Here is a 19,928-nt window from a genome sequence, read left to right on the forward strand (position 1 = left end):
GTCGCGGACAAGCCTTCCCCAGTGCCTAGTCTAGGCACGCTCGCGATGAGAGAGCAAATGAAATGGGAGGATTTCAATGCGCACCATACTGACCTGCGCCGCGCTCGCGCTTGCCCTGGGCTCTGCCCCGGCCTTTGCGCAATCCGGCGAAATCACGATCTGGAGCTGGAACGTCGCCGCTTCGTCGCTGAAGGCCACCATAGAAGGTTTCAACAAGCAGTTCCCCGATATCAAGGTCACGGTCCAGGATCTCGGCAACAACCCGACGTACGACAAGTCGATCGCCGGCTGCGCCGCCGGCGGCGAGGGGCTGCCGGATATCGTGACGATCGAGAACGGCGAAGCCGAGAACTACTGGAGCCAGTTCCCGGACTGCTTCGTCGACCTCCATACGCTCGGCTATACGGCCGAAGACCAGGCGAAATTCCCTGACTTCAAGCGCACCGAGCTCGAAGTGGAAGACAAGGCCTATGCGATGCCGTGGGATTCGGGCCCGGTGGCGATGTACTACCGCCGCGACTTCTATGAGAAGGCCGGCGTCGATCCAACCTCGATCAAGACCTGGGACGATTTCATTGCCGCCGGCAAGAAGATCCAGGAGGCCAATCCTGGTGTGAAGATGACCAACGCCGATTTCAACGGCGACTCCGAATTCTTCCGCATGATCGCCAACGAGCAGGGCTGCGCCTATTTCGCCGCCGATGGGCAGTCGATCACCGTCAATCAGCCGGCCTGTGTGGCGTCGATGACCAAGATCAAGGAGATGAATGACGCCGGCATCATCACCTCGGCCGACTGGAGCACCAAGATCACCAACAACACCGCCGGCACTGTCGCCACCCAGATGTATGGCGGCTGGTATGAGGGCACCATACGCACCGAGTCGCCCGACGGCAGCGGCAAATGGGGCGTCTACCTGATGCCGAGCCTCACTGCCGACGGCCCGCGCGCCGCCAATCTCGGCGGCTCCTCGCTCGCCATCACCTCGGTGTCCAACAACAAGGAGGCCGCCTACGCCTACTTGAAATACTCGCTTGCGACCAATGAGGGCCAGATAGCGATGCTGAAGGGTTTTGGCCTCGTGCCGTCGCTGATCTCGGCGCTCGATGACCCCTATGTCTCCGAAGGCCAGCCCTATTGGGGCGGCCAGGCGGTGTGGAAGGATATACTCGGCACCTTGCCCAAAGTCGTCCCCAGCCGCGGCACGCCGTTCCAGAGCGACGCGGAAATCATCGTCCGTTCGGTGCAGACCAAATATCTGGGCGGTGGCTACCCCGACGCCAAGGCGGCGCTCGACGATGCCGCAAGCCAGATCGCCTCGGCGACCGGTCTGCCGGTCGAAGAGTGATCTACGCGGCTCTCCCTTCTCCCCTTGTGGGAGAAGGTGTCGCCGAAGGCGACGGATGAGGGGTGTTCCAGCTTGGCACCGACGGCGCTCCGTCCAGCACCCCTCAACCGTCTTGGCGCTGCGCGCCAATCCACCTTCTCCCACAAGGGGAGAAGGCAAGGCAGGGGCGGCGCCGACGTCGACAGTAGGCCGGTAAACCTAGAAATCGGAAGCGAAGGAGGCAATGATGCGCTATCAGAACGCCACGGCGTATCGCTTCCTCGCGCCCTACCTGCTGATCTTCTCGATCTTCTGGCTGTGGCCGATCATCAGCTCCTTTCTGATCTCCTTCCAGGCGACGCGCACCGTGCCGTGGCGGTTCGCGCCCACCTTCAACTGGGGCCGGCTGATCGGCGATCCGGCCTTCTTCAACGCGTTGAAGAACACTTTGCTTATCCTCGTCATCCAGGTGCCGGTGATGATCACGTTGGCGATCGTGATGGCCGTGCTGCTCAATTCGCCGCTGCTCAAGGCCCGAGGCCTGTTCCGCTTCGCCTTCTTCGCCCCGGTCGTGGTCGGCGAAGTCGCCTATTCGGCGGTGTTCCGGCTGATGTTCAACCTCGATTACGGCATCATCAACAAGCTGCTGAACAGCGTCGGCCTGCCCCGTATCGACTGGTTTTCCAACGTCACGCCGGCGATGGCGGTCATCATGATCGCGGTGACCTGGCGCTGGGCCGGCTACAACGCCATCATCCTGCTCGCCGGCCTGCAGTCCATCCCCCAGGACGTCTACGAGGCGGCGACGCTCGACCGCGTCAGCAAGCTCAAACAGTTCTTCTACATCACCCTGCCGCTGCTCAAGCCGATCATCGTGTTCTGCGCCGTACTGTCGATCATCGGCACCATGCAGCTGTTCACCGAACCGTTCCTGATCACCGAGCGCGGCGGACCGGGCGGCGGCACCGAAACGCTCGGGCTGCTGCTTTACCGCCAGGGTTTTAGGTCGCTCAATTTCGGCTACGCCTCGGCCATCGCCTACACCATGGCCGGGCTGGCGATCGCCATCTCGCTGGTGCAACTGTGGCTGACGAGGGACCCGAAATGAGCTCGCGTTCCTCTTCCCGCCGTTCCTCCGCCAGACTGGGACGCGGCATCGCGCTGCATCTCTTCCTGACGCCGCTGGCGCTGATCTGGCTGTTTCCGCTGTGGATGATGGTGATCTTCTCGACCATGCCCGACAGAGGCATCTTCAGCCCCAGCATCGAGCTTTTGCCGCACGGCAATTTCCTCGACAATGTCAACAATTTGCAGCGCGACACCAATTTCATCGGCGCCATCGGCATCTCCGTCTCGGTGGCGGTGACCTATACGTTTCTGTCGGTGCTGCTCACCTCGATGGCCGGCTGGGCGCTGGCGCGCTATCAGTTCTTCGGCAAGGGCGTGGTCGTCGCCATCATCCTCGGCACCATCACGCTTCCCTATGCTGTCGTGCTGATCCCGCAATTCATCATGGTGGCGCGCGACTTCAAGCTCGCCAACACCTGGGTGGCGCTGATCGTGCCGCCGCTCTTCAATTCGCTCGGCGTGCTGTTCATGCGGCAGAGCTTCTCGATGATGCCGGGCGATCTGTTCGACGCCGCTCGTGTCGAGGGGGTCAAGGAGTGGCGGATCTTCCTGTTCGTAGCACTACCGCTGGCGCGGCCGATGCTGGCGGCGCTCGCCATCATCCTGTTCCTTGCCTCGTGGAACAACTACCTCTGGCCGCTGCTGATCAATTCCAAGCCCGGCGCGATGACGGCGCCGGTGGCGCTCGGCACGCTGATCGGCCTCACCAAAGTGTCGTGGGGCGGCATCATGGCGGGCGCCGTGATGCTCACAGTGCCGATGCTCGTCGTGTTCGTGCTCCTGCAGCGCCATTTCGTCGCCGGCATTGCCGCCGGCGCCATCAAATAGGATCAGCATGGCAGCGGTCACACTCAAGAATGTCGTCAAGCGCTTCGGCGTCTTCGAGATCGTTCACGGCGCGAACATCGACGTCAATGACGGCGAATTCGTTGTCTTCGTCGGCCCTTCCGGCTGCGGAAAATCCACGCTGCTCAGGATGATCGCCGGGCTCGAGGATATCAGCGGTGGCGAGATCGCCATCGGCGGCAAAGTGGTGAACAATATCGAGCCGGCCGACCGCGGCATCGCCATGGTGTTCCAGTCCTACGCGCTCTATCCGCATATGAGCGTCGAGCAGAATCTGAGCTTCGGGCTGAGGATGAACGGCAATCCGAAGGCCGACACCGAGCGGCGGGTGAAGCGCGCGTCCGAAATCCTCCGCATCGCTGAGCTGATGAAGCGGCGCCCGCGGCAATTGTCGGGCGGCCAGCGCCAGCGCGTTGCCATCGGCCGCGCCATCGTGCGTGAGCCGCAAGTGTTCCTGTTTGACGAGCCGCTGAGCAATCTCGACGCCGAGCTCAGAGTGCAGATGCGGGTCGAAATCTCGCGTCTGCACAAGGAGCTCGGCGTCACCATGATCTATGTGACGCACGACCAAACCGAAGCGATGACGCTGGCCGACAGGATCGTCGTGCTCAACGCCGGGAACATCGAGCAGATCGGCGCGCCGCTCGACCTCTATGACGACCCCGCCAATCGCTTCGTCGCCGGTTTCGTCGGCTCGCCGAAGATGAATTTCATGGCGGCGAAAGTGGTCGGGAACGACGAAGGCGCAGCAATCGTCGCACTCGCCAACCATTGTGGCGCCAAACTACGGAAGCCGCTTTCGGGTGCCCCGCCTGCGGTCGGTGCCGAGATCGTACTAGGCGTCCGGCCGGAGCATTTCTTCGAGGCCGGCGAAGGCGATTGCGACATCGCCGTCAAGGCCGACGTCGCCGAGCACCTCGGATCGGTGAGCTACGTCTATGCCAATGCCGGACCAGAGGAACTGATCATCGAGCGTGAGGCGTCGCGGCAGCGGGCGAACGGCGACCAGATGGTGGTGTCGATCAAGGCCGGCCGGTCGCTTCTCTTCGACAAGTCAGGTGCACGCATTCGCTAATGTATGTCGCCCAAAAAGCATGCCCTCGGGCGTGAACCGAGGGTGCGCAGCGGTTTGGGACAACGACATGCACACAAAGACACGCAATTTTTCTTTTACCAACTCGCGACGCCGAGGCGACCCCAAGGAGATTTGAAATGACGTCCGAACCACGAAAGATCCGCTGGGGCATTCTCGGGCCCGGCACCATCGCCAAGGCCTTTGCCGGCGGCATGGCCCATTCGCGCACCGGCACACTGGTTGCGCTCGGCGCACGCAATCCCGGCAAATCAGGCCTCGCCGATAACTTCCCGGGTGCTCGCATCCTCGACGGCTACGAGGTTCTGCTCGCGGACCCGAACGTCGATGCAATCTATATTTCAACGCCGCATCCGAGCCACGCCGAATGGGCGATCAGGGCGGCCGAGGCCGGAAAGCATGTGCTTTGCGAAAAGCCGATGGGACTGACCGCCTTCGAGGCCGACGCGATGATCCATGCGGCGCGCAAGGCCGGCACCTTTCTTGGCGAAGCCTTCATGTACCGGCTGCATCCTCAGACGGCAAAGCTGGTCGAGCTGGTCAGGTCCGGCGCGATCGGCGAGGTGCGCATGGTGAAGTCGAGCTTCGGCTTCGCCATGCCTGACTTCATGCCGGAGCACCGGCTCTATGCCAACGATCTCGCCGGCGGCGGCATTCTGGATGTCGGCGGCTATCCCGTTTCGATGGCGCGGCTGATTGCCGGGGCAGCATTGGGAAAACCCTTCGCCGAGCCGGACAAGGTGGCGGGTGCTGCGCATCTCGGCCAATCCGGTGTCGACGAATGGGCTTCGGCGCTGCTGCATTTTCCCAGCGGCATCGTCGCCGAAGTCTCCTGCGGCATCTCGCTCGCCCAGGACAATGTCCTGCGCATCCTTGGCACCAAGGGCCGCATCGAGGTCGCAGATTTCTGGTATGCGAGCGGTAGGGAAGGCGGCACCGGCGAAATCCGCATCATCCGTCCGGGCGGTGACGAGGTGGTCGAGGTCAGGGAACACCGCTGGCTCTACGCTTTCGAGGTCGACGCCGCCGGCGAGGCCATTCTGGCCGGAAAGCAGGAGTTTGCCTGGCCGGGCATGGGCTGGGCCGACAGCCTCGGCAATCTGCGTGTGCTCGACAAATGGCGTGCCGCCATCGGCCTCGAATACGAGATCGAGAAGCCCGAAAAACGCGTCAACACCATCTCCGGCCGGCGGCTGCGCTCCGGCGGCACGACCATCCCGAAGCGCGAAATTCCAGGCCTGCCGCGGCCGGCCTCGTGGCTGGCGCTCGGCTTCGAGGATTTTCGCACCTTCTCCTCGGGCATGATCCTGCTCGATGCATATTTCGAAGCCGGCGGCAACGTCTTCGACACGGCCTACATCTATGGCAGCGGCTACACCGAAACGCTGCTCGGCCAATGGTTGAAGAACCGCGGCGTGCGTGAGCAAGCGGTGGTCATCGGCAAGGGCGCGCACACCCCGCTCTGCTATCCCGATGTGATCGGCAAGCAGCTCACCCAGTCGCTCGACCGGCTGCAGACCGATCATGTCGACGTCTATTTCATGCACCGCGACGATCCGGACGTGCCGGTCGACGAATTCGTCGACGCCATGGACCAAGAGGTCAGGGCTGGCCGCATCCGCGGTCCGTTCGGCGGCTCGAACTGGACGAAGGAACGCATGGACGAGGCTATTGCCTATGCCGAGCGGACCGGCAAGCAAAGGCCTGGCGCGCTTTCGAACAATTTTTCTCTGGCCGAAATGCTGGTGCCGATCTGGCCGGGTTGCGTCACATCGTCGAGCGATGAATGGAAGGCCTGGCTGGCCGCCCGGCAGATGCCCAATTTCGCCTGGTCGAGCCAGGGACGAGGTTTCTTCACCGGCCGCGCCGGGCGCGACCAGCGTGACAATGAAGAGCTGGTCCGGGTCTGGTACTCGGAGAAAAACTTCGGCCGCCGCGACCGGGCGATCGAGCTCGCGACCAGGCTGGGCAAAAGCCCGATCCATGTCGCGCTCGCCTACGTCCTGGCCCAGCCGTTCCCGTCCGTCCCGCTGATCGGGCCGCGCACGCTTGACGAACTGGACGACAGTCTGCAGGCGCTCGACATCGCGCTTTCGCCAGACGACATCGCGTGGCTGGATGGCGGTTCGGACCAGCATCCCGCCCGTCGCACGGGCTGAGGCTAGGCAAATCGCGGTGGCCTGCGCTGCCCCTCACCCTTACCCTCTCCCCGTAAGAACGGGGAGAGGGGGCGCCAGCGTTGAGGCAAATCCCCTTCTCCCCGTCGCTATACGGGGAGAAGGTGCCGGCAGGCGGATGAGGGGCAGCACAAACCAATGCGATTGCCCTAAGTCTGCCCCAGGTCGGCCCTACACTACACGCCCACCTTCGGTCGGCGGTGCCTCCACGGGATCTCTCGTTCCAACTGCGTGGAGACGGCGAGCACCGTCGCTTCATCGCCATAGCGGCCGACCAGCTGCACGCCGATCGGCACGCCGCCTTCGGACCAACCGAGCGGCAACGAGATCGCCGGTTGCCCGGAGATGTTGAAGGGGAAAGCGAAGACGGCATCCGTCCACTTCGCATTGTAGCGGTCGATGTCCGGCTCCGACATGTCGTAATAGCCGAAAGGCCTCGGCAGTTGCGTCAGCGTCGGGGTGATGAACAGATCGTAGCGCGCGAGGTCGCCGACAATGTCGCGGCCGACCTGCCGGATCGTCTCGACATCGGAGATGTGGCGGATGCCGCTCGTCGCGCGGCCGCGCTCGATGATCGCCCAGGTCACCGGCTCGACATCGCTTGGCGTCACCGGCCTGCCGATGACAGCGCGTCGGACTCGGCGTAGGTTTCCAGGAAGCTGTCGGTGATTTCGGCCATGTCTCTCTCCCTCGTTCTGCCATGCCGGAACGGCGCCCGGTGCCAATCGCTTCGGACCAATTGCCGATCGTGGCGCCGCCCCTCATCTGCCTGCCGGCATCTTCTCCCCGTATAGTGACGGGGAGAAGGGGGCTGGCCGCAACGCTGGCGCTCTCTCAGCAACGCTGGAGATTGGCGAAATCCTTAGCGAAGGCGTCCTTCTCCCCGTCACTATACGGGGAGAAGTGCCCGGCAGGGCGATGAGGGGCGGCGCCAGATCGGCCCATGAGTCGCTCAACACGGATTGCGTCACGCCAACTCGACGGTCCGCCCTTCCTCGATGCTCTGCTCCGCGGCAAGCACGATGCGCAGGCTGTTGACCGCGGCATCCATCTGCTCGGACAGATCGAGATCCTCGCGGATAGCGCGCAGGAAGAATGCCTGCTCGCGATCGCAAAGCTCCTGATGGCCGGGTTCGTCCTCCATGCTGACGATCTCGTCCGGCCTGCTGAAATTCTTGTCGCCGTCGACCTGTGCATAGTGGATTTTGAGCGCGTCGGTCTTGGTGTGCCGGTCGATATCGGCTGAGTTCGACACCTCGGCCAGCTCGGCTGCACTGCTCGCCTGCTGGCCTGCGACGATCGAGACCGCGCCCTTGGGGCCGACCACATCCTTCACGAAATAGGCCGTCTCGCTCATCATCGGGCCCCAGCCCGCCTCATACCAGCCGACCGAACCATCATCGAAGGTGACGTGCAGATGGCCATAGTTCTGCTTGGCGGCATCCGCCCACAATTTCGCGCCGATGCCGTGGACGCGGACCGGCTTGGCGCCGGTCAGCTGACACATCACGTCGACATAGTGGACGCCGCAATCGACGATCGGGATCAGCGAATCGATCAGGTTCTTATGCCAGTGCCAGGCGCTGCCGCTGCTCTGCTGATTGAGGTTGAGCCGCATGACCAGCGGTTTGCCGAGCGTCTTGCCAACCTCGATGAATTTGATCCAGGACGGATGGACGCGCAGGATATAGCCGAGCACCAGCTTGCGGTTCTTCGCCCGCGCCGCGGCGACGACCTTCTCGGCGTCTTCGATATTGGTGGCGAGCGGCTTTTCCATGAACACGTGGCAGCCCGCGTCGAACGCCTTCAGCGCATATTCGGCATGGGTGTTGGGCCAGCTGTTGATGGAAACGGCATCCGGCCCGGTCTCCTTCAGCGCCAGGTCGAAATCCTCGTAGAGCGGATAGCCGGCTAATTCCGCCGGGATCTTCTTGTTGCTCTTGATCGTGCGGCTCATGATTCCGACGATCTCGAAACCGTCGAGCCTGTGATAGGCGCTGGCATGCGACGCGCCCATATTGCCCAGGCCAATCACCAGTACCTTTACTTTGTCGGCCAATGCCACCTCCCTTGTTATTGATTGCATCGCGGCGGCACTCCCGTCGCCACCCGTACGTTTTCCAGGACAATCACCTCAGGTTGGCGCCGCCCCTCATCCGCCTGCCGGCACCTTCTCCCCGTTTAGTGACGGGGAGAAGGGAGCTGACCGCAACCTCTGCGCCTTTCCTGAGACGTTGGAGATTGGCGAAACCATCAATGACGGCGTCTTTCTCCCCGTCACTATACGGGGAGAAATGCCCGGCAGGGCAATGAGGGGCGGAGCCAACATCGACAATCCTCTGACACGAGCAGCCCTACTTGACTGCCGAGTCGAACAGATGCGCCTTGATGTTATCGACATCGAGCGCGGCAAAGCCCTCCGACAGTTTGTAGCCGTCGGCATCGGCCTTGACCTTGGCCTTGTCGAAATCATTGGCCGGACCGATCAGCTCGTTGGTGCAGACATCCTCGGCTTTTACCGGACTGGTGATCTGGCCGATCTTGTGGATCTGGTCGAAGAAGCCCTGCCAGCTCGCCATGTCGTGCGAGCCCCAGCCTTCGCGCTTGTCCATGTCGCCACGGAAGACGTTGATCTGCTGCAGGATCGAGGTGGTGCCGAGCTCAGGCCCGAGATTCTTGGCCAGCGTCGGGAACTGCTCGAACACCGCTTCGACGGCCGCGCGTGGATTCTGGTAGCCGAATTCGAGGCCCATCGCCCAGCCGCGCAGGTATTTTTCCAGGAACGCCTTGCGGTCGGGATCCCCCAGATCGGCCGCACGCACGACGAAAGTGTTCGCCGGCAGTTTTGAATTCTGCACGCCGAGCCAATATTCGAAGTCGAGGTTCTTGGCGATCCACTCGGCCCGCAGCCCTTCCCACGACAGCGCCGCATCGCCCTGGCCGCCGGCAAGGGCGGTGCCCCAGGTCGGCCAGCCGGCTTCGACATACTTGACTTTCTTGATGTCGACGCCTTGCGAGGCCAGCAGCGGGTCGGTGATCGACTGCCATGCGGCGGAGCCGAGCAGGATGGTCTTGCCTTCGAGCGTCTTGAGGTCGTTCGTTCCCTCGCCCTTGCGGAAGGCGAAGCTGAACGTGTCACGCGCGCCCATGTGGAACACGGATTTGAGCTTCATGCCGTTCTGGATGGCGAAGGAGAACACGCCGGGCGAAGGAAAGCCCATATCGGCCTGGCCGACATCGACGAACTTCACCGTCGCGGTGCCGTCCGACGGGCCCGGCTGCATGTCGGTGTCGAGGTCGCCGAAATAGCCTGCTTTCTTGGCGGCCCAGTACGGATAATCGTCGAGCACTTCGAGCGTGCCGCGCGGCGAAATCCAGGTGAACTTGCCGTAAGGCTCGGCCTGCGCCCTGAACCCTGAGGCGCCGAGCGCGGTGGCCGTCACAAGGCCGGCGCCGGTAACCTGCAGAAAGATGCGGCGGCTGATGCCCGCTTTGGAACCGATATAATTTCCCCTGGTCATGGCATTCTCCCCTTTTTGTTGCTGGTAGTTTCTTGTCTGTCGCCCGCCTCCCGGGCGCGGTCGTGCGCTCACGCCTCCCAGCTCGCCCACTTTTTGCCGATGAGGAAGAACAGCACGTAGATCAGGATGCCGAGCGTAGAGAGGATCAGAACCACCGCGAAGAATTGCGGCATCTGGATCATCGACGAATAGGTGGTCAGCCGGTTGCCGAGGCCGAAGCCGCCGCCGACCATCTCGGCGCCGACCGCGGTCAAAAGCCCGAAGATCGCGCCGATCATCAGGCCGACAAGGATCATCGGCAGCGCCATCGGCGCGCGGATCTTCCAGAAGATCTGCAAGGTGCTGGCGCCATAGGAACGCGCCAGCGCGATCTTGGCGCTGTCGACGCGGCGAAAACCCGTCGCCGCGTTGATCATCACCATCGGCCCGGCGGCCAGCGCGACCGCGATGATGCGCGGCGTGTAACCGAAGCCGAAGCGCAATATAAGGAGCGGCACCAGCGCCAACATCGGCGTGGTGACCAGGATCAGGATGTAGGGCGCGACGATCTTCTCGGCGAACGGGAATTGCGTGATCACCGCGGCCATCACCAGGCCGATAATGGCGCCGATCGAGAAGCCGGAGACCAGCTCGACCAGCGTGTAGCCAAGATGCGGCGCGATCAGCGGGAACTCGTCGTACAGCGCGTAGGCGATCGCGCTTGGCCCCGGCATGATGTAGTGCGGCACATTGAACAGCCGAAGCGCCAGCTCGATGCCGCCGATGATGACCACCGCAACGGCAATGATGGCCGCGACCTCGGCGCCCGACCTGATGCCAGGGCCGCTGGCGAAGGCCGAAAGATTGGTCAGACTGACTTCGTGTGCGTCGCCCGATTTGGCCTTCGAGAATTCCGGTATGGCGTCGCCTCCGCTCACGGCCTGATCCTCACAATTTCTGCGGTGCCGCGCTCCCGCGCCTTCGGCCGTACGCGTTCGCCGACAATGTCCATCTTGATCGTGTTGGTGAGGTCGAAGACCTCCTTCGTCGCCATGATCTCCAGCGAGCGCGGCCGTGGGAATGGCACGCGATATTCCTTGGCGACGCGGCCCGGCCGCGAGCTCAGCACCACCACCCTGTCGGAAAGGAAGATCGCCTCCTCGATGCTGTGGGTGATGAAGACGATGGTGGTTTTGGTATCGAGCCAGATCTCCTCGACGAGACGGTTCATCTCCTCGCGGGTAAAACTGTCGAGCGCGCCGAACGGCTCGTCCATCAGCAGGACCGAGGGCTTCAGCGCCAGCGCCCGCACGATCGCCGCGCGCTGCTGCATGCCGCCCGAGAGCTCGCGCGGAAACTTGCCGCCGAAGCCGTCGAGCCCGACGCGGTTGACGAGATGCGCGATCCAGGCGCGATCCGGCTTCTCGCCCTTGATCTCGAAGGGAAAATGGATGTTGGCGTCGAGATTGCGCCAGGGCAGCAGGTTTGCTTCCTGGAAGACGATGCCGATATCCGAATGCGGACCGGTGATCTCTTTGCCGTCGAGCCGGATTGTCCCGCTGGTCAGGCGATGCAGCCCGGACATCGACCACAAAAGCGTGGTCTTGCCGCAGCCGGAGGGGCCGACGATCGAGACGATCTCATTGGCGTGAACGTCGAGGCTGCAGCGGTCCAGCGCCAAAAGGTCGCCGGAAGCCGTATGATAGATCTTGGTCGCGTCCTGCACGCCAAGCTTCGGGGTTTTTGCGCTGCCCGCGTTCATGCGCCCCTCGCAAATTGCGCGATGATCCAATGGTCATCCGTCCGCAAAATCAGTCTGTAACTATCCTACTTTACTGTCAAGCGGCGACCGCAGCTCTGGTCAGAGAGATCGTTTGTACCACGACTACACCATTGATTGAATTAGCTTTTCTATTTCTTGAAATGCTTGTTGCTTTCCTACATACTTCGGAAACCGACCGCATGAGGCGGAGCAGGCAAGCGGTGCGCAAACATGGTAGAGGTCGAGTTCCACGAACGGCAGGGGATAACTCATGACCGAAGCTGACGGCCAGGGACGGCCGACCTCGGACGGCGACCCGGATGGGCGCGATCCAGGTGGACGCGATCATGTCAGGCGCATCCCCGACATCATTTCGCTGGTGAAGGACTCTTACGGTGAATTGCGCCCGGCGGAGCGGCGCGTCGCCGATGTCGTGCTCGACGACGTTAGGTTCGCGGTCGACGCTTCCAATGCCGTACTCGCCCAGCGCGCCCAGGTCAGCGAACCGACCGTGACCCGGTTCTGCCGCGCCATTGGCTGCGAGGGCGTGCGCGACTTCAAGCTGAAACTGGCGCAGAGCCTCGTCGTCGGTGCGCTCTATCTGAGCAAGCCGCCGCCCACCAGCAGCGACAATGGCATGCCGTTCTGGAATGCCGTCTTCGGCGAGGCCCGCCGGGCGCTGCAGGAGGCCGAACGGCAGCTTGATCCGGCACAGCTGGTGAAGGCCGCCGAGCTCATCGCCAAGGCGCGCCAGGTTACCGTGTTCGGCCTCGGCGGCAGCTCTTCGGCGTTGGCGCAGGAAACCCAATACCGGCTGTTCCGCTACGGCATCACCGTCAGCGCCCAGTGCGACCCCTATCTGATGCGGATGACCGCATCGACCCTGAAGCCCAGCGATCTGGTGATCGCCATTTCGGCGACGGGACGCACGCGTGAAGTGATCGAGGCTGTCGAGCTCGCCAAGCATTACCGCGCCAACGCGATCGGCGTGACCGCGCCCGACACCGACCTTGCCCGCGCCTGCGACGTCAGGCTGACGGTGGCGGTGCCCGAATATCCCGACACGCTGAAGCCGACGGCCTCGCGCTTCGCCTTTTTGGCCGCGATCGACCTGATGGCGGTGGCGGCCGCCTACAAGCTCGACGGCTCGGCCCGCGAAACGGTCCGCCGCATCAAATACAACGCCCAGATCCACCGCACGGGCAAAGAGATGGAGCCGCTGGGGGATTGAGGCACAAAGTCCCTTCTCCCCCTGTGGGAGAAGGTGGATTGGCGCGGAGCGCCAAGACGGATGAGGGGTGTTGGACGGAGTGCGGTCGGTGCCGGCCGGACCACCCCTCATCCGACCGAGCTCCGCTCGGCCACCTTTCTCCCACAAGGGGAGAAGGAAAGACCCGGCGGCGGCGACTTGAAAAGGAAGAAGGACAACAGATGCTCGACATCGCACCATCGAAACAGGCGGCCACCTGGCTTTCCTCCTTCTCCCACGCGCTCGAGGCGTGCGACGCTGCAGCCGCGACCAACCTGTTCGTCGAAGATTGCTACTGGCGCGACTTGCTGACCTTCACCTGGAACATCAAGACGATGGAAGGCCGCGCGGCGATCCGCGACATGCTGGAAGCCACGCTGGCGACGACAAAGCCGACCGCCTGGCAGCTCAGTGGCGAGGCAAGCGCGGACGAAGGCATCGTCGAGGCCTGGTTCACCTTCGAGACATCATCGGCGTGGGGCCAAGGCATCATGCGCCTACAGGACGGCAGATGCCGGACGCTGTTCACGGCGATGAGCGACCTCAAGGGTTTTGAGGAGCGCAAGGGACCAGCGCGGCCGCTGGGTGTCCGCCACAAAGCCGACCCGGACCGCGAGACTTGGGCAGAGGCGAGGGCGCGCGAGGCGCGTAGTCTCGGCGCCATTGATCAGCCTTACTGCCTGGTCATCGGCGGCGGCCAGGGCGGCATCATGCTGGGGGCAAGGCTGCGGCAGCTCGGCGTAGCGACCATCATCATCGAGAAGAATGCGGAAGCCGGTGATTCCTGGCGCAACCGCTATCGCTCGCTCGTGCTGCACGACCCGGTCTGGTACGACCATCTGCCCTACATCCCGTTTCCGGAAAACTGGCCTGTGTTCACGCCCAAGGACAAGATGGGCGACTGGCTGGAAATGTATACGCGCGTCATGGAGCTCAATTACTGGACGTCCACAACATGCATCAGCGCGTCCTACGACGAAGTCGAAAAGGTCTGGACGGTCGAGGTCGATCGCGACGGCGAGCGCATCACGCTGAAGCCGAAGCATATCGTCTTTGCGACCGGCGCTTATGGCCCGCCGAGGCAAATCGACCTGCCGGGCGCCGAGGCCTTCCAGGGCGAAATCCTGCACTCCAGCCAATACTCCAGCGGCGAGAAATTCCGTGGCAGACGCGTCGCGGTCATCGGCGCAGCGAGTTCGGGGCACGATGTCGCCGTCGACCTCTGGGAGAGCGGCGCTGAGGTGACCATGATCCAGCGCTCGCCGACGACAGTGGTCAAGTCCGACACGCTGATGGAGGTCGGCTTCGAGATCTTTTCGGAGAAGGCGCTGGCCCGCGGCATCACCACCGAAAAGGCTGACATGATCGTCGCCTCGACGCCGTTCGCGCTGCTGCCGCAAAGCCAGCGGGCGCTCTACGACATCATCAAGGCCCGCGACGCGGCCTTTTACGACCGCTTGCGCGGCGCCGGCTTCGCCATCGATTTCGGCGACGACGAGACCGGGCTGCTGATGAAGGCCTACCGCACCGGTTCGGGCTACTACATCGACGTCGGCGCCTCGGATCTGATCATCGACGGCGAGATCGGCGTCCGCAGCGGTGTCGAGATCAAATCGCTGACGCCGACCGGGATCCTGCTCGACGACGGCACCGAACTGGCGGCCGATGCGATCATCTCCTGCACCGGCTATCAGTCGATGAACGAGACCGTGGCGACGATCGTGTCGCGCGAGGTCGCCGACAAGGTCGGGCCGTGCTGGGGGATTGGCTCGGGCGTGAAAGGCGACCCGAGTCCGTGGCAAGGCGAATTGCGCAACATGTGGAAGCCGACGGCGCAGGAAGCGCTGTGGTTCCACGGCGGCAATTTGGCGCTGTCGCGTTTCTATTCCAAGTTCGTGGCGCTGCAGATCAAGGCGCGCATGGAAGGGGTTGCAACGCCGGTTTACGAGGCGCCGGGGCGGTAGCAGCGCACTTCTCCCTTCTCCCCCTGTGGGAGAAGGTGGATCGGCGCGTAGCGCCGAGACGGTTGAGGGGTGCTGGACGGAGTGCCATCCTTGCCAAGCTGGAACACCCCTCATCCGACCGAGCTTCGCTCGGCCACCTTCTCCCACAAGGGGAGAAGGGAGAGCCGCCCAGCCTTCAACCGTGGCTGTGCCCGAAATGCCGGGCAGCAACCTCGACATGCGTCTCGTGCCCATGCGCTTCGAAGCGCTCGGTGTCGCCAAAATCGTTAGCCGCCTCGTTCGGCCACCAGGTGCCGCCAACCACGATACCATCCGAGACCAGGCTCTGCTCGGCGACCAGCGAGGCGCCGACCGCATCGACGAAGGTGAAGCGCCCCGGACGCAGCCGCAGCACCGCGATGTCGCCGACGGCACCGACCGCAAGTGCGCCAAGATCGGTCCGCCCGATCGCCTCGGCCGGCCGCTGTGTCGCCGCGCGCAGCACCTCGACCAGCGGCATGCCGAGCGCCAGCAGTTTCGACATGCAGACCAGAATGTCGAAGGCGGGACCGTCGACGCAGTAGAGATGCACGTCGCTGCTGATCACATCCGGCGCCAGCCCTTCGCTGAGCATCGCCCTGGCGACCTCGAAATCGAACGAGCCCATGCCGTGGCCGATATCGAAGATGACGCCGCGCTCGCGCGCCAGCCGCATGTCGGGCCGCACCGCGCCCGAGGCGAAGATCGGCGCATTGGGAAACGGCCGGAAGCAGTGGGTGAGGATGTCGCCCTTGCGCAGCCGCGGCAGCACTTCCGAGCGGCCGGGCGGCGGCTCGTCGATATGCGCCATCAGCGGCAGGCCGGCCTGGTCGGCAGCCTCGAGCGCCAGATCAACCGGGGCGATGCCGCTGCTGCCGCCGGCATGGCGACCCGAGCGAACTTTTACGCCGACAACCACGTCTGCGTGCTCGCGCATCGCCGCCACCGTCTCGCGCGGTTCGCAGAGCCGGAGATCGCTGCACTCGCCGACCGCCACGGTCTGCGAGAAGCCGAAGATGCCGGCAAACGAAATGTTGACATAGGCGAGGATGCGGACCTTCGAGCGCTCGATGACATGGCGGCGAAAGCCGAGGAAGTTGCCGGCGCCGGCACTTCCCGCGTCGATGAAGGTGGTGGTGCCGCTTTTGGCGGCGAGGCGGTCGGCATCGACGCCGAGTGAGGTGCCACCCCAATAGACGTGGCTGTGCAGGTCGATGAGGCCGGGCGCGACGATGGAGCCGGTGGCATCGACGACGCGCGCCGCACGGTCGAAGGGAATGTCGGCATCGATCGCGGCGATGCGGCCGTCGGCGATGGCCAGATCGCGTTGCGCGTCGAGGCCGGACGCCGGGTCGATGAGGCGGCCACCCTTCAGGAGGAGATCAAATTGCATCGGCGTCCGCCTTCGTTACGTCCGGTCTGTAGGCGACGGCCTCGACCTCGATCTTGATGTCGATCATCAGGCGCGACTCGACGGTGGTGCGGGCCGGCGGATCCTTTGGGAAATGCCTGGCATAGACAGCATTGAAGGCGCCGAAATCGCGGGCGTCCTCGAGCCAGACCGTCGTCTTGACCACGTCGTCCATGGTGCAGCCGGCCAGCGCCAGGGCTGCCTTGACGTTCGAAAGCACCTGCTCGGTCTGCTCGGCGATGCCGCCCTTGACCACCACGCCGTCGCTGCCGACCGGAACCTGGCCGGAGACATAGACCATGTCACCGGCCCGGACCGCCGGCGACAGCGGGACATGGGATGTTCCAAAACACTGCTTGGGCAAGGAAAAAGTCTCCTGTTCAAAAACATTGGCGCCTTGTCGTCCAGCACGCGGAGCCTCCGCGTGGTTTGGCTCTTTCGCTGCGCCGGTCTGCCCGTTTCCTGCCGCAAGGTCTACGCCTGCCCGAGCGATTCTCATACAGGCCGTGTTGGAAAGCAACATTTTTTGGAATTCATGTTGCTTTATTACAAGAGCATCAGCATCTTGCGTGGCAGGCGGTTGCGTCAAGTCATCGGGCAAGCGAGGATTGGCGAGAGAAAAGCGAGGAGCCGCATGATCGATTTCGGTGGCCGCAGCGTGGTCGTGACAGGTGCGGCCGGCGGCGTCGGCAGTGCACTGGTCGCTGTCCTGTCCGCCTGCGGAGCCAGGGTGATCGCCTGTGATCGTGAGGGCACCGACCTTACCGGCGCTGGAATTGAAGAAGCGCATCATTTCGACCTGCTCGACGACGACGCCGTGGCGGCATTTACCAAGCGCATCGGCGAAAGCCCGGCGCCGGCGGCGGTCATCTCCAACGCCGGCTGGACGCGGGCGGAAACGCTCGCCGAGGTCTCGACGGCAGCCCTCGATCACGAGATGGATCTGAATTTCCGCAGCGCCGCCCTGCTGTCGCAGGCATTGCTCCCCGCCATGCGCAAACAACCGCAGGGCGCCGCCTTCGTGTTCATCTCCTCGGTCAACGCGCAGGCTCATTTCGGCAACCCCGCCTACGCCGCCGCCAAGGCGGCACTCAACGCCTGGATGCGCGCCATCGCCACGGAGGAAGGCCGCAACGGCATCCGCGCCAATGCCGTCATTCCCGGCTCGATCCGGACCGGAGCCTGGGAGCATCGCCTCGCCCACAAGCCGGAGATCCTCGCCGCCGTCGGCAAGCTCTATCCGCTGGGCAGGCTGGTCGAGCCCGTCGAGGTCGCCCGCGCCGCGGTGTTCCTGGCATCACCCTTCGCCAGCGGCATCACCGGCACGACCTTGAATGTCGATGCAGGCCTGATGGCCAGCAATCTGCCGTTTCTGGACCAGATCGGCGGTTGAGCGGATCAAGTCGAGCCTCAGCCGACCGAAACATCGCAACACCCGAAAATCGCAAGATAGGGGAGCAAAAGTGACCTTCGACAAGAACCCGTTTCCGCCCGGCGACGCCGACCGCCATGCGCTTTGGGAGATGCTGGTGCGGCGCGACATCGACGCCTTCCTCGGCCAGGACTGGGCGATGGTCGAGGATGATTTCGTCGCCTCGAGCTTCTTCGGCATGCACGCTCATTTCCTCAGCGATGCGGATGCCTGGCGGCTGCAGTTCCCGACGCTCGCCTCCTACCGCGACGAGTGGCTGCGCCAGGCTAGGGAAACCGCGGCGACGACATTCGCCGAACCGTTGCGCGAGGCGCTGTTTCGCGTCACCAACATGCGCGACATCGACGTCGACGGTGACCGCGCCGTGCTGCACAAGAAGTTCAACGGCTCGGTCGCCAAGACCGACGGCAGCGCCGAGAGGCTGAAATGGCAGACCCTCTATTTCTGCACCAAGGTCGAGGGAAGCTGGAAGATATCAGGCTTCGTCGGCTACATGCCGCATCCGCTCGGCAGCTAGCCGAACGCCACCCTTCGGTCACCCGGCCGGCAAACAAATTTGTGAAGATCGGTGGCGGGTGCACCGCCGCCTTTCTCGCTTCCTTCGTCGAGGTCGTCGAAGCCTTCACGATCGTGCTTGCAGTCGGCGTGACGCGCAGCTGGCGACCGGCGCTGGTCGGCGCGGCGCTGGCGCTGGCGCTGCTCGCCGCACTGGTCCTGGCGTTCGGGCCGCTGCTGGCGCTCGTTCCCATCACTGTTCTGCAGTTCGTCGTCGGTGTCCTGCTGATCCTGTTCGGCATGCGCTGGCTGCGCAAGGCCATCCTGCGCGCCGCCAGTGTCATCGCCCTGCATGACGAGGAGGCGGCCTTTTCCAGGGAAACCGCGGTGCTGCATCGGCAGGCCAATGACCGGCGGGCCGACTATCTGGCGGGGGTGGCGGCGTTCAAGGCGGTGTTGCTCGAAGGTGTCGAGGTGGTGTTCATCGTCATCGCGGTCAGCGCAGCACACGGCCAGACGCTCTATGCGAGCCTCGGCGCCCTGGCGGCGTTCTTCCTGGTGATGCTCATCGGCCTCGCTTTGCATCGGCCACTGGCGCGCGTCCCTGAAAATGCGCTCAAATTCGTCGTCGGGCTGATGCTGACCAGCTTCGGCATCTTCTGGACCGGCGAAGGCATCGATGCGCACTGGCCGGGCGACGATCTGGCCCTGCTCGCGATCTTCGCGATCGTCGCGCTGGCGTCCTTTACCATCGTCCGCCGGCTGCGCAGCGCCTATCCTGCAGCCATCGGAGGGTTGGCCCGATGAACATCGTTCGCCTTGCCGTCAGGGAATTCATCGGCATGTTCGTCGACGATGGCAATCTGGCGCTGCTCGCTCTGCTGCTGATCGCGGCGATTACGGCGTCGGTAAAGTTTCTGGCGCTGCCGCCGCTGCTTGGCGGTGTCCTGCTGCTGATCGGCTGCCTCGCGATCCTGCTGCAGAGCGTCCGCCGCGCCGCGCGGCACCAGTGAACAGGCCAGCGCTCAGCGGTCGATCCGCGTCGACAGGATGATCGAGGACGACGTCCGCTCGACCCCGTCCATCGCGCCGATCTGGTCGAGGAGCGTGTCGAGATCCTTGATCGACGGTGCGTCGACGATGACGATCATGTCGAAATTGCCGCTCACCGAATGCAGCGTCCGCACCGGCGGCAGCGCCTGCAGGCTGCGCACCACCTTGTCGGCGAGCTTGGGCGTGACGGTGAGCAGGACATGCGCCCGCACCAGTCCCTGTTCGTAATCGGGCGAAAGCCTGACGCCATAACCGGTGATGATGCCGCGCTGCTCCAGCCGCTCGATCCGGCTCTGCACCGTTGTCCGCGACACGCCCAGCCGCCGCGCCAGCTCGGCTGTCGAGGCGCGCGCATTCACGCGCAGCAGGGAAAGCAGGGCCTGTTCGGCGTTGCTAAGCACTTTCGACGAACCTCATCGGCAGATTGATCAGAAGGACACTTCGTTTCGAACAATTCCACGCTTCCTTTCGAC

Annotated in this window: 19 protein-coding genes; 11 read left to right on the plus strand and 8 right to left on the minus strand. The window is 63.7% G+C overall.

Annotation, left to right across the window (positions count from 1 at the left end; all coding sequences use genetic code 11):
* Window positions 1-76: 76 nt before the first annotated feature.
* The 5 genes from CIT26_RS28825 to CIT26_RS28845 all read left to right on the plus strand — a co-directional run bounded on the left by CIT26_RS28825 (window position 77) and on the right by CIT26_RS28845 (window position 6,553).
* Window positions 77-1,348 carry an ABC transporter substrate-binding protein gene (locus CIT26_RS28825; RefSeq protein ID WP_095495678.1) on the plus strand — a complete coding sequence of 424 codons (1,272 nt, stop codon included), beginning with the start codon at window positions 77-79 and terminating at the stop codon, window positions 1,346-1,348.
* A gap of 226 nt (window positions 1,349-1,574) precedes the next feature.
* Window positions 1,575-2,435 carry a carbohydrate ABC transporter permease gene (locus CIT26_RS28830; RefSeq protein WP_095495801.1) on the plus strand — a complete coding sequence of 287 codons (861 nt, stop codon included), beginning with the start codon at window positions 1,575-1,577 and terminating at the stop codon, window positions 2,433-2,435.
* Entirely contained in the window at window positions 2,432-3,283 is an 852-nt protein-coding gene (locus CIT26_RS28835) for a carbohydrate ABC transporter permease (RefSeq protein ID WP_095495679.1), read from the plus strand. The genes CIT26_RS28830 and CIT26_RS28835 overlap by 4 nt, the downstream gene beginning before the upstream one ends.
* Window positions 3,284-3,290: 7 nt before the next feature.
* The gene (locus tag CIT26_RS28840; protein WP_095495680.1) at window positions 3,291-4,376 is read left to right on the plus strand and encodes an ABC transporter ATP-binding protein; all 1,086 of its coding nucleotides are present in this window, start codon (window positions 3,291-3,293) and stop codon (window positions 4,374-4,376) included.
* A gap of 137 nt (window positions 4,377-4,513) precedes the next feature.
* On the plus strand, window positions 4,514-6,553 hold the full coding sequence (locus tag CIT26_RS28845) for an aldo/keto reductase (RefSeq protein ID WP_095495681.1): 2,040 nt from the start codon (window positions 4,514-4,516) through the stop codon (window positions 6,551-6,553).
* A gap of 194 nt (window positions 6,554-6,747) precedes the next feature.
* Here the strand turns inward: CIT26_RS28845 and CIT26_RS28850 are convergent, their stop codons facing one another.
* The 5 genes from CIT26_RS28850 to CIT26_RS28880 all read right to left on the minus strand — a co-directional run bounded on the left by CIT26_RS28850 (window position 6,748) and on the right by CIT26_RS28880 (window position 11,833).
* Complete coding sequence (locus CIT26_RS28850; protein WP_245319590.1) at window positions 6,748-7,182, minus strand: amidase family protein; 435 nt, start codon at window positions 7,180-7,182, stop codon at window positions 6,748-6,750.
* Window positions 7,183-7,538: 356 nt separating this feature from the next.
* Window positions 7,539-8,630 (minus strand): Gfo/Idh/MocA family protein, encoded by a 1,092-nt coding sequence (locus CIT26_RS28860; RefSeq protein WP_095495682.1) that lies wholly within the window; start codon window positions 8,628-8,630, stop codon window positions 7,539-7,541.
* A gap of 295 nt (window positions 8,631-8,925) precedes the next feature.
* Complete coding sequence (locus CIT26_RS28870; protein WP_095495683.1) at window positions 8,926-10,092, minus strand: ABC transporter substrate-binding protein; 1,167 nt, start codon at window positions 10,090-10,092, stop codon at window positions 8,926-8,928.
* Between the two features lie 68 nt (window positions 10,093-10,160).
* Complete coding sequence (locus CIT26_RS28875; RefSeq protein WP_095495684.1) at window positions 10,161-11,009, minus strand: ABC transporter permease; 849 nt, start codon at window positions 11,007-11,009, stop codon at window positions 10,161-10,163.
* Entirely contained in the window at window positions 11,006-11,833 is an 828-nt protein-coding gene (locus tag CIT26_RS28880; RefSeq protein WP_095495685.1) for an ABC transporter ATP-binding protein, read from the minus strand. Before CIT26_RS28880 ends, CIT26_RS28875 begins: the two co-directional genes overlap by 4 nt.
* 271 nt (window positions 11,834-12,104) lie before the next feature.
* On the opposite strand from CIT26_RS28880, the gene CIT26_RS28885 reads away from it, so the two are divergent.
* Together CIT26_RS28885 and CIT26_RS28890 are read left to right on the plus strand one after the other, a co-directional pair.
* Window positions 12,105-13,064 (plus strand): MurR/RpiR family transcriptional regulator, encoded by a 960-nt coding sequence (locus CIT26_RS28885; RefSeq protein ID WP_095495686.1) that lies wholly within the window; start codon window positions 12,105-12,107, stop codon window positions 13,062-13,064.
* A gap of 200 nt (window positions 13,065-13,264) precedes the next feature.
* Window positions 13,265-15,046 carry a flavin-containing monooxygenase gene (locus tag CIT26_RS28890; RefSeq protein WP_095495687.1) on the plus strand — a complete coding sequence of 594 codons (1,782 nt, stop codon included), beginning with the start codon at window positions 13,265-13,267 and terminating at the stop codon, window positions 15,044-15,046.
* Window positions 15,047-15,221: 175 nt separating this feature from the next.
* Here the strand turns inward: CIT26_RS28890 and CIT26_RS28895 are convergent, their stop codons facing one another.
* Window positions 15,222-16,457: an amidohydrolase/deacetylase family metallohydrolase gene (locus CIT26_RS28895; RefSeq protein WP_095495688.1), complete on the minus strand. Its 1,236-nt coding sequence runs from the start codon at window positions 16,455-16,457 to the stop codon at window positions 15,222-15,224.
* Complete coding sequence (locus tag CIT26_RS28900; RefSeq protein ID WP_095495689.1) at window positions 16,447-16,839, minus strand: RidA family protein; 393 nt, start codon at window positions 16,837-16,839, stop codon at window positions 16,447-16,449. The genes CIT26_RS28895 and CIT26_RS28900 overlap by 11 nt, the downstream gene beginning before the upstream one ends.
* A 270-nt stretch (window positions 16,840-17,109) precedes the next feature.
* On the opposite strand from CIT26_RS28900, the gene CIT26_RS28905 reads away from it, so the two are divergent.
* From CIT26_RS28905 to CIT26_RS28920, 4 genes are all read left to right on the plus strand, one after another.
* The gene (locus CIT26_RS28905) at window positions 17,110-17,868 is read left to right on the plus strand and encodes an SDR family NAD(P)-dependent oxidoreductase (protein WP_095495803.1); all 759 of its coding nucleotides are present in this window, start codon (window positions 17,110-17,112) and stop codon (window positions 17,866-17,868) included.
* A gap of 70 nt (window positions 17,869-17,938) precedes the next feature.
* Complete coding sequence (locus CIT26_RS28910) at window positions 17,939-18,424, plus strand: hypothetical protein (protein WP_095495690.1); 486 nt, start codon at window positions 17,939-17,941, stop codon at window positions 18,422-18,424.
* 41 nt (window positions 18,425-18,465) lie between these two features.
* Window positions 18,466-19,209, plus strand: a complete 744-nt coding sequence (locus CIT26_RS28915; RefSeq protein WP_095495691.1) for a COG4280 domain-containing protein — start codon at window positions 18,466-18,468, stop codon at window positions 19,207-19,209.
* Window positions 19,206-19,415, plus strand: a complete 210-nt coding sequence (locus CIT26_RS28920) for a hypothetical protein (RefSeq protein WP_095495692.1) — start codon at window positions 19,206-19,208, stop codon at window positions 19,413-19,415. The genes CIT26_RS28915 and CIT26_RS28920 overlap by 4 nt, the downstream gene beginning before the upstream one ends.
* Before the next feature lie 12 nt (window positions 19,416-19,427).
* Here CIT26_RS28920 and CIT26_RS28925 read toward each other — a convergent pair whose 3' ends face one another.
* A complete protein-coding gene (locus CIT26_RS28925; protein ID WP_095495693.1) occupies window positions 19,428-19,856 on the minus strand; it encodes an Lrp/AsnC family transcriptional regulator in 429 nt (142 codons plus the stop codon).
* Window positions 19,857-19,928: the final 72 nt, after the last annotated feature.

The sequence above is a fragment of the Mesorhizobium temperatum genome (assembly GCF_002284575.1).
In the GTDB taxonomy this organism is placed as follows: Bacteria; Pseudomonadota; Alphaproteobacteria; order Rhizobiales; family Rhizobiaceae; genus Mesorhizobium; species Mesorhizobium temperatum.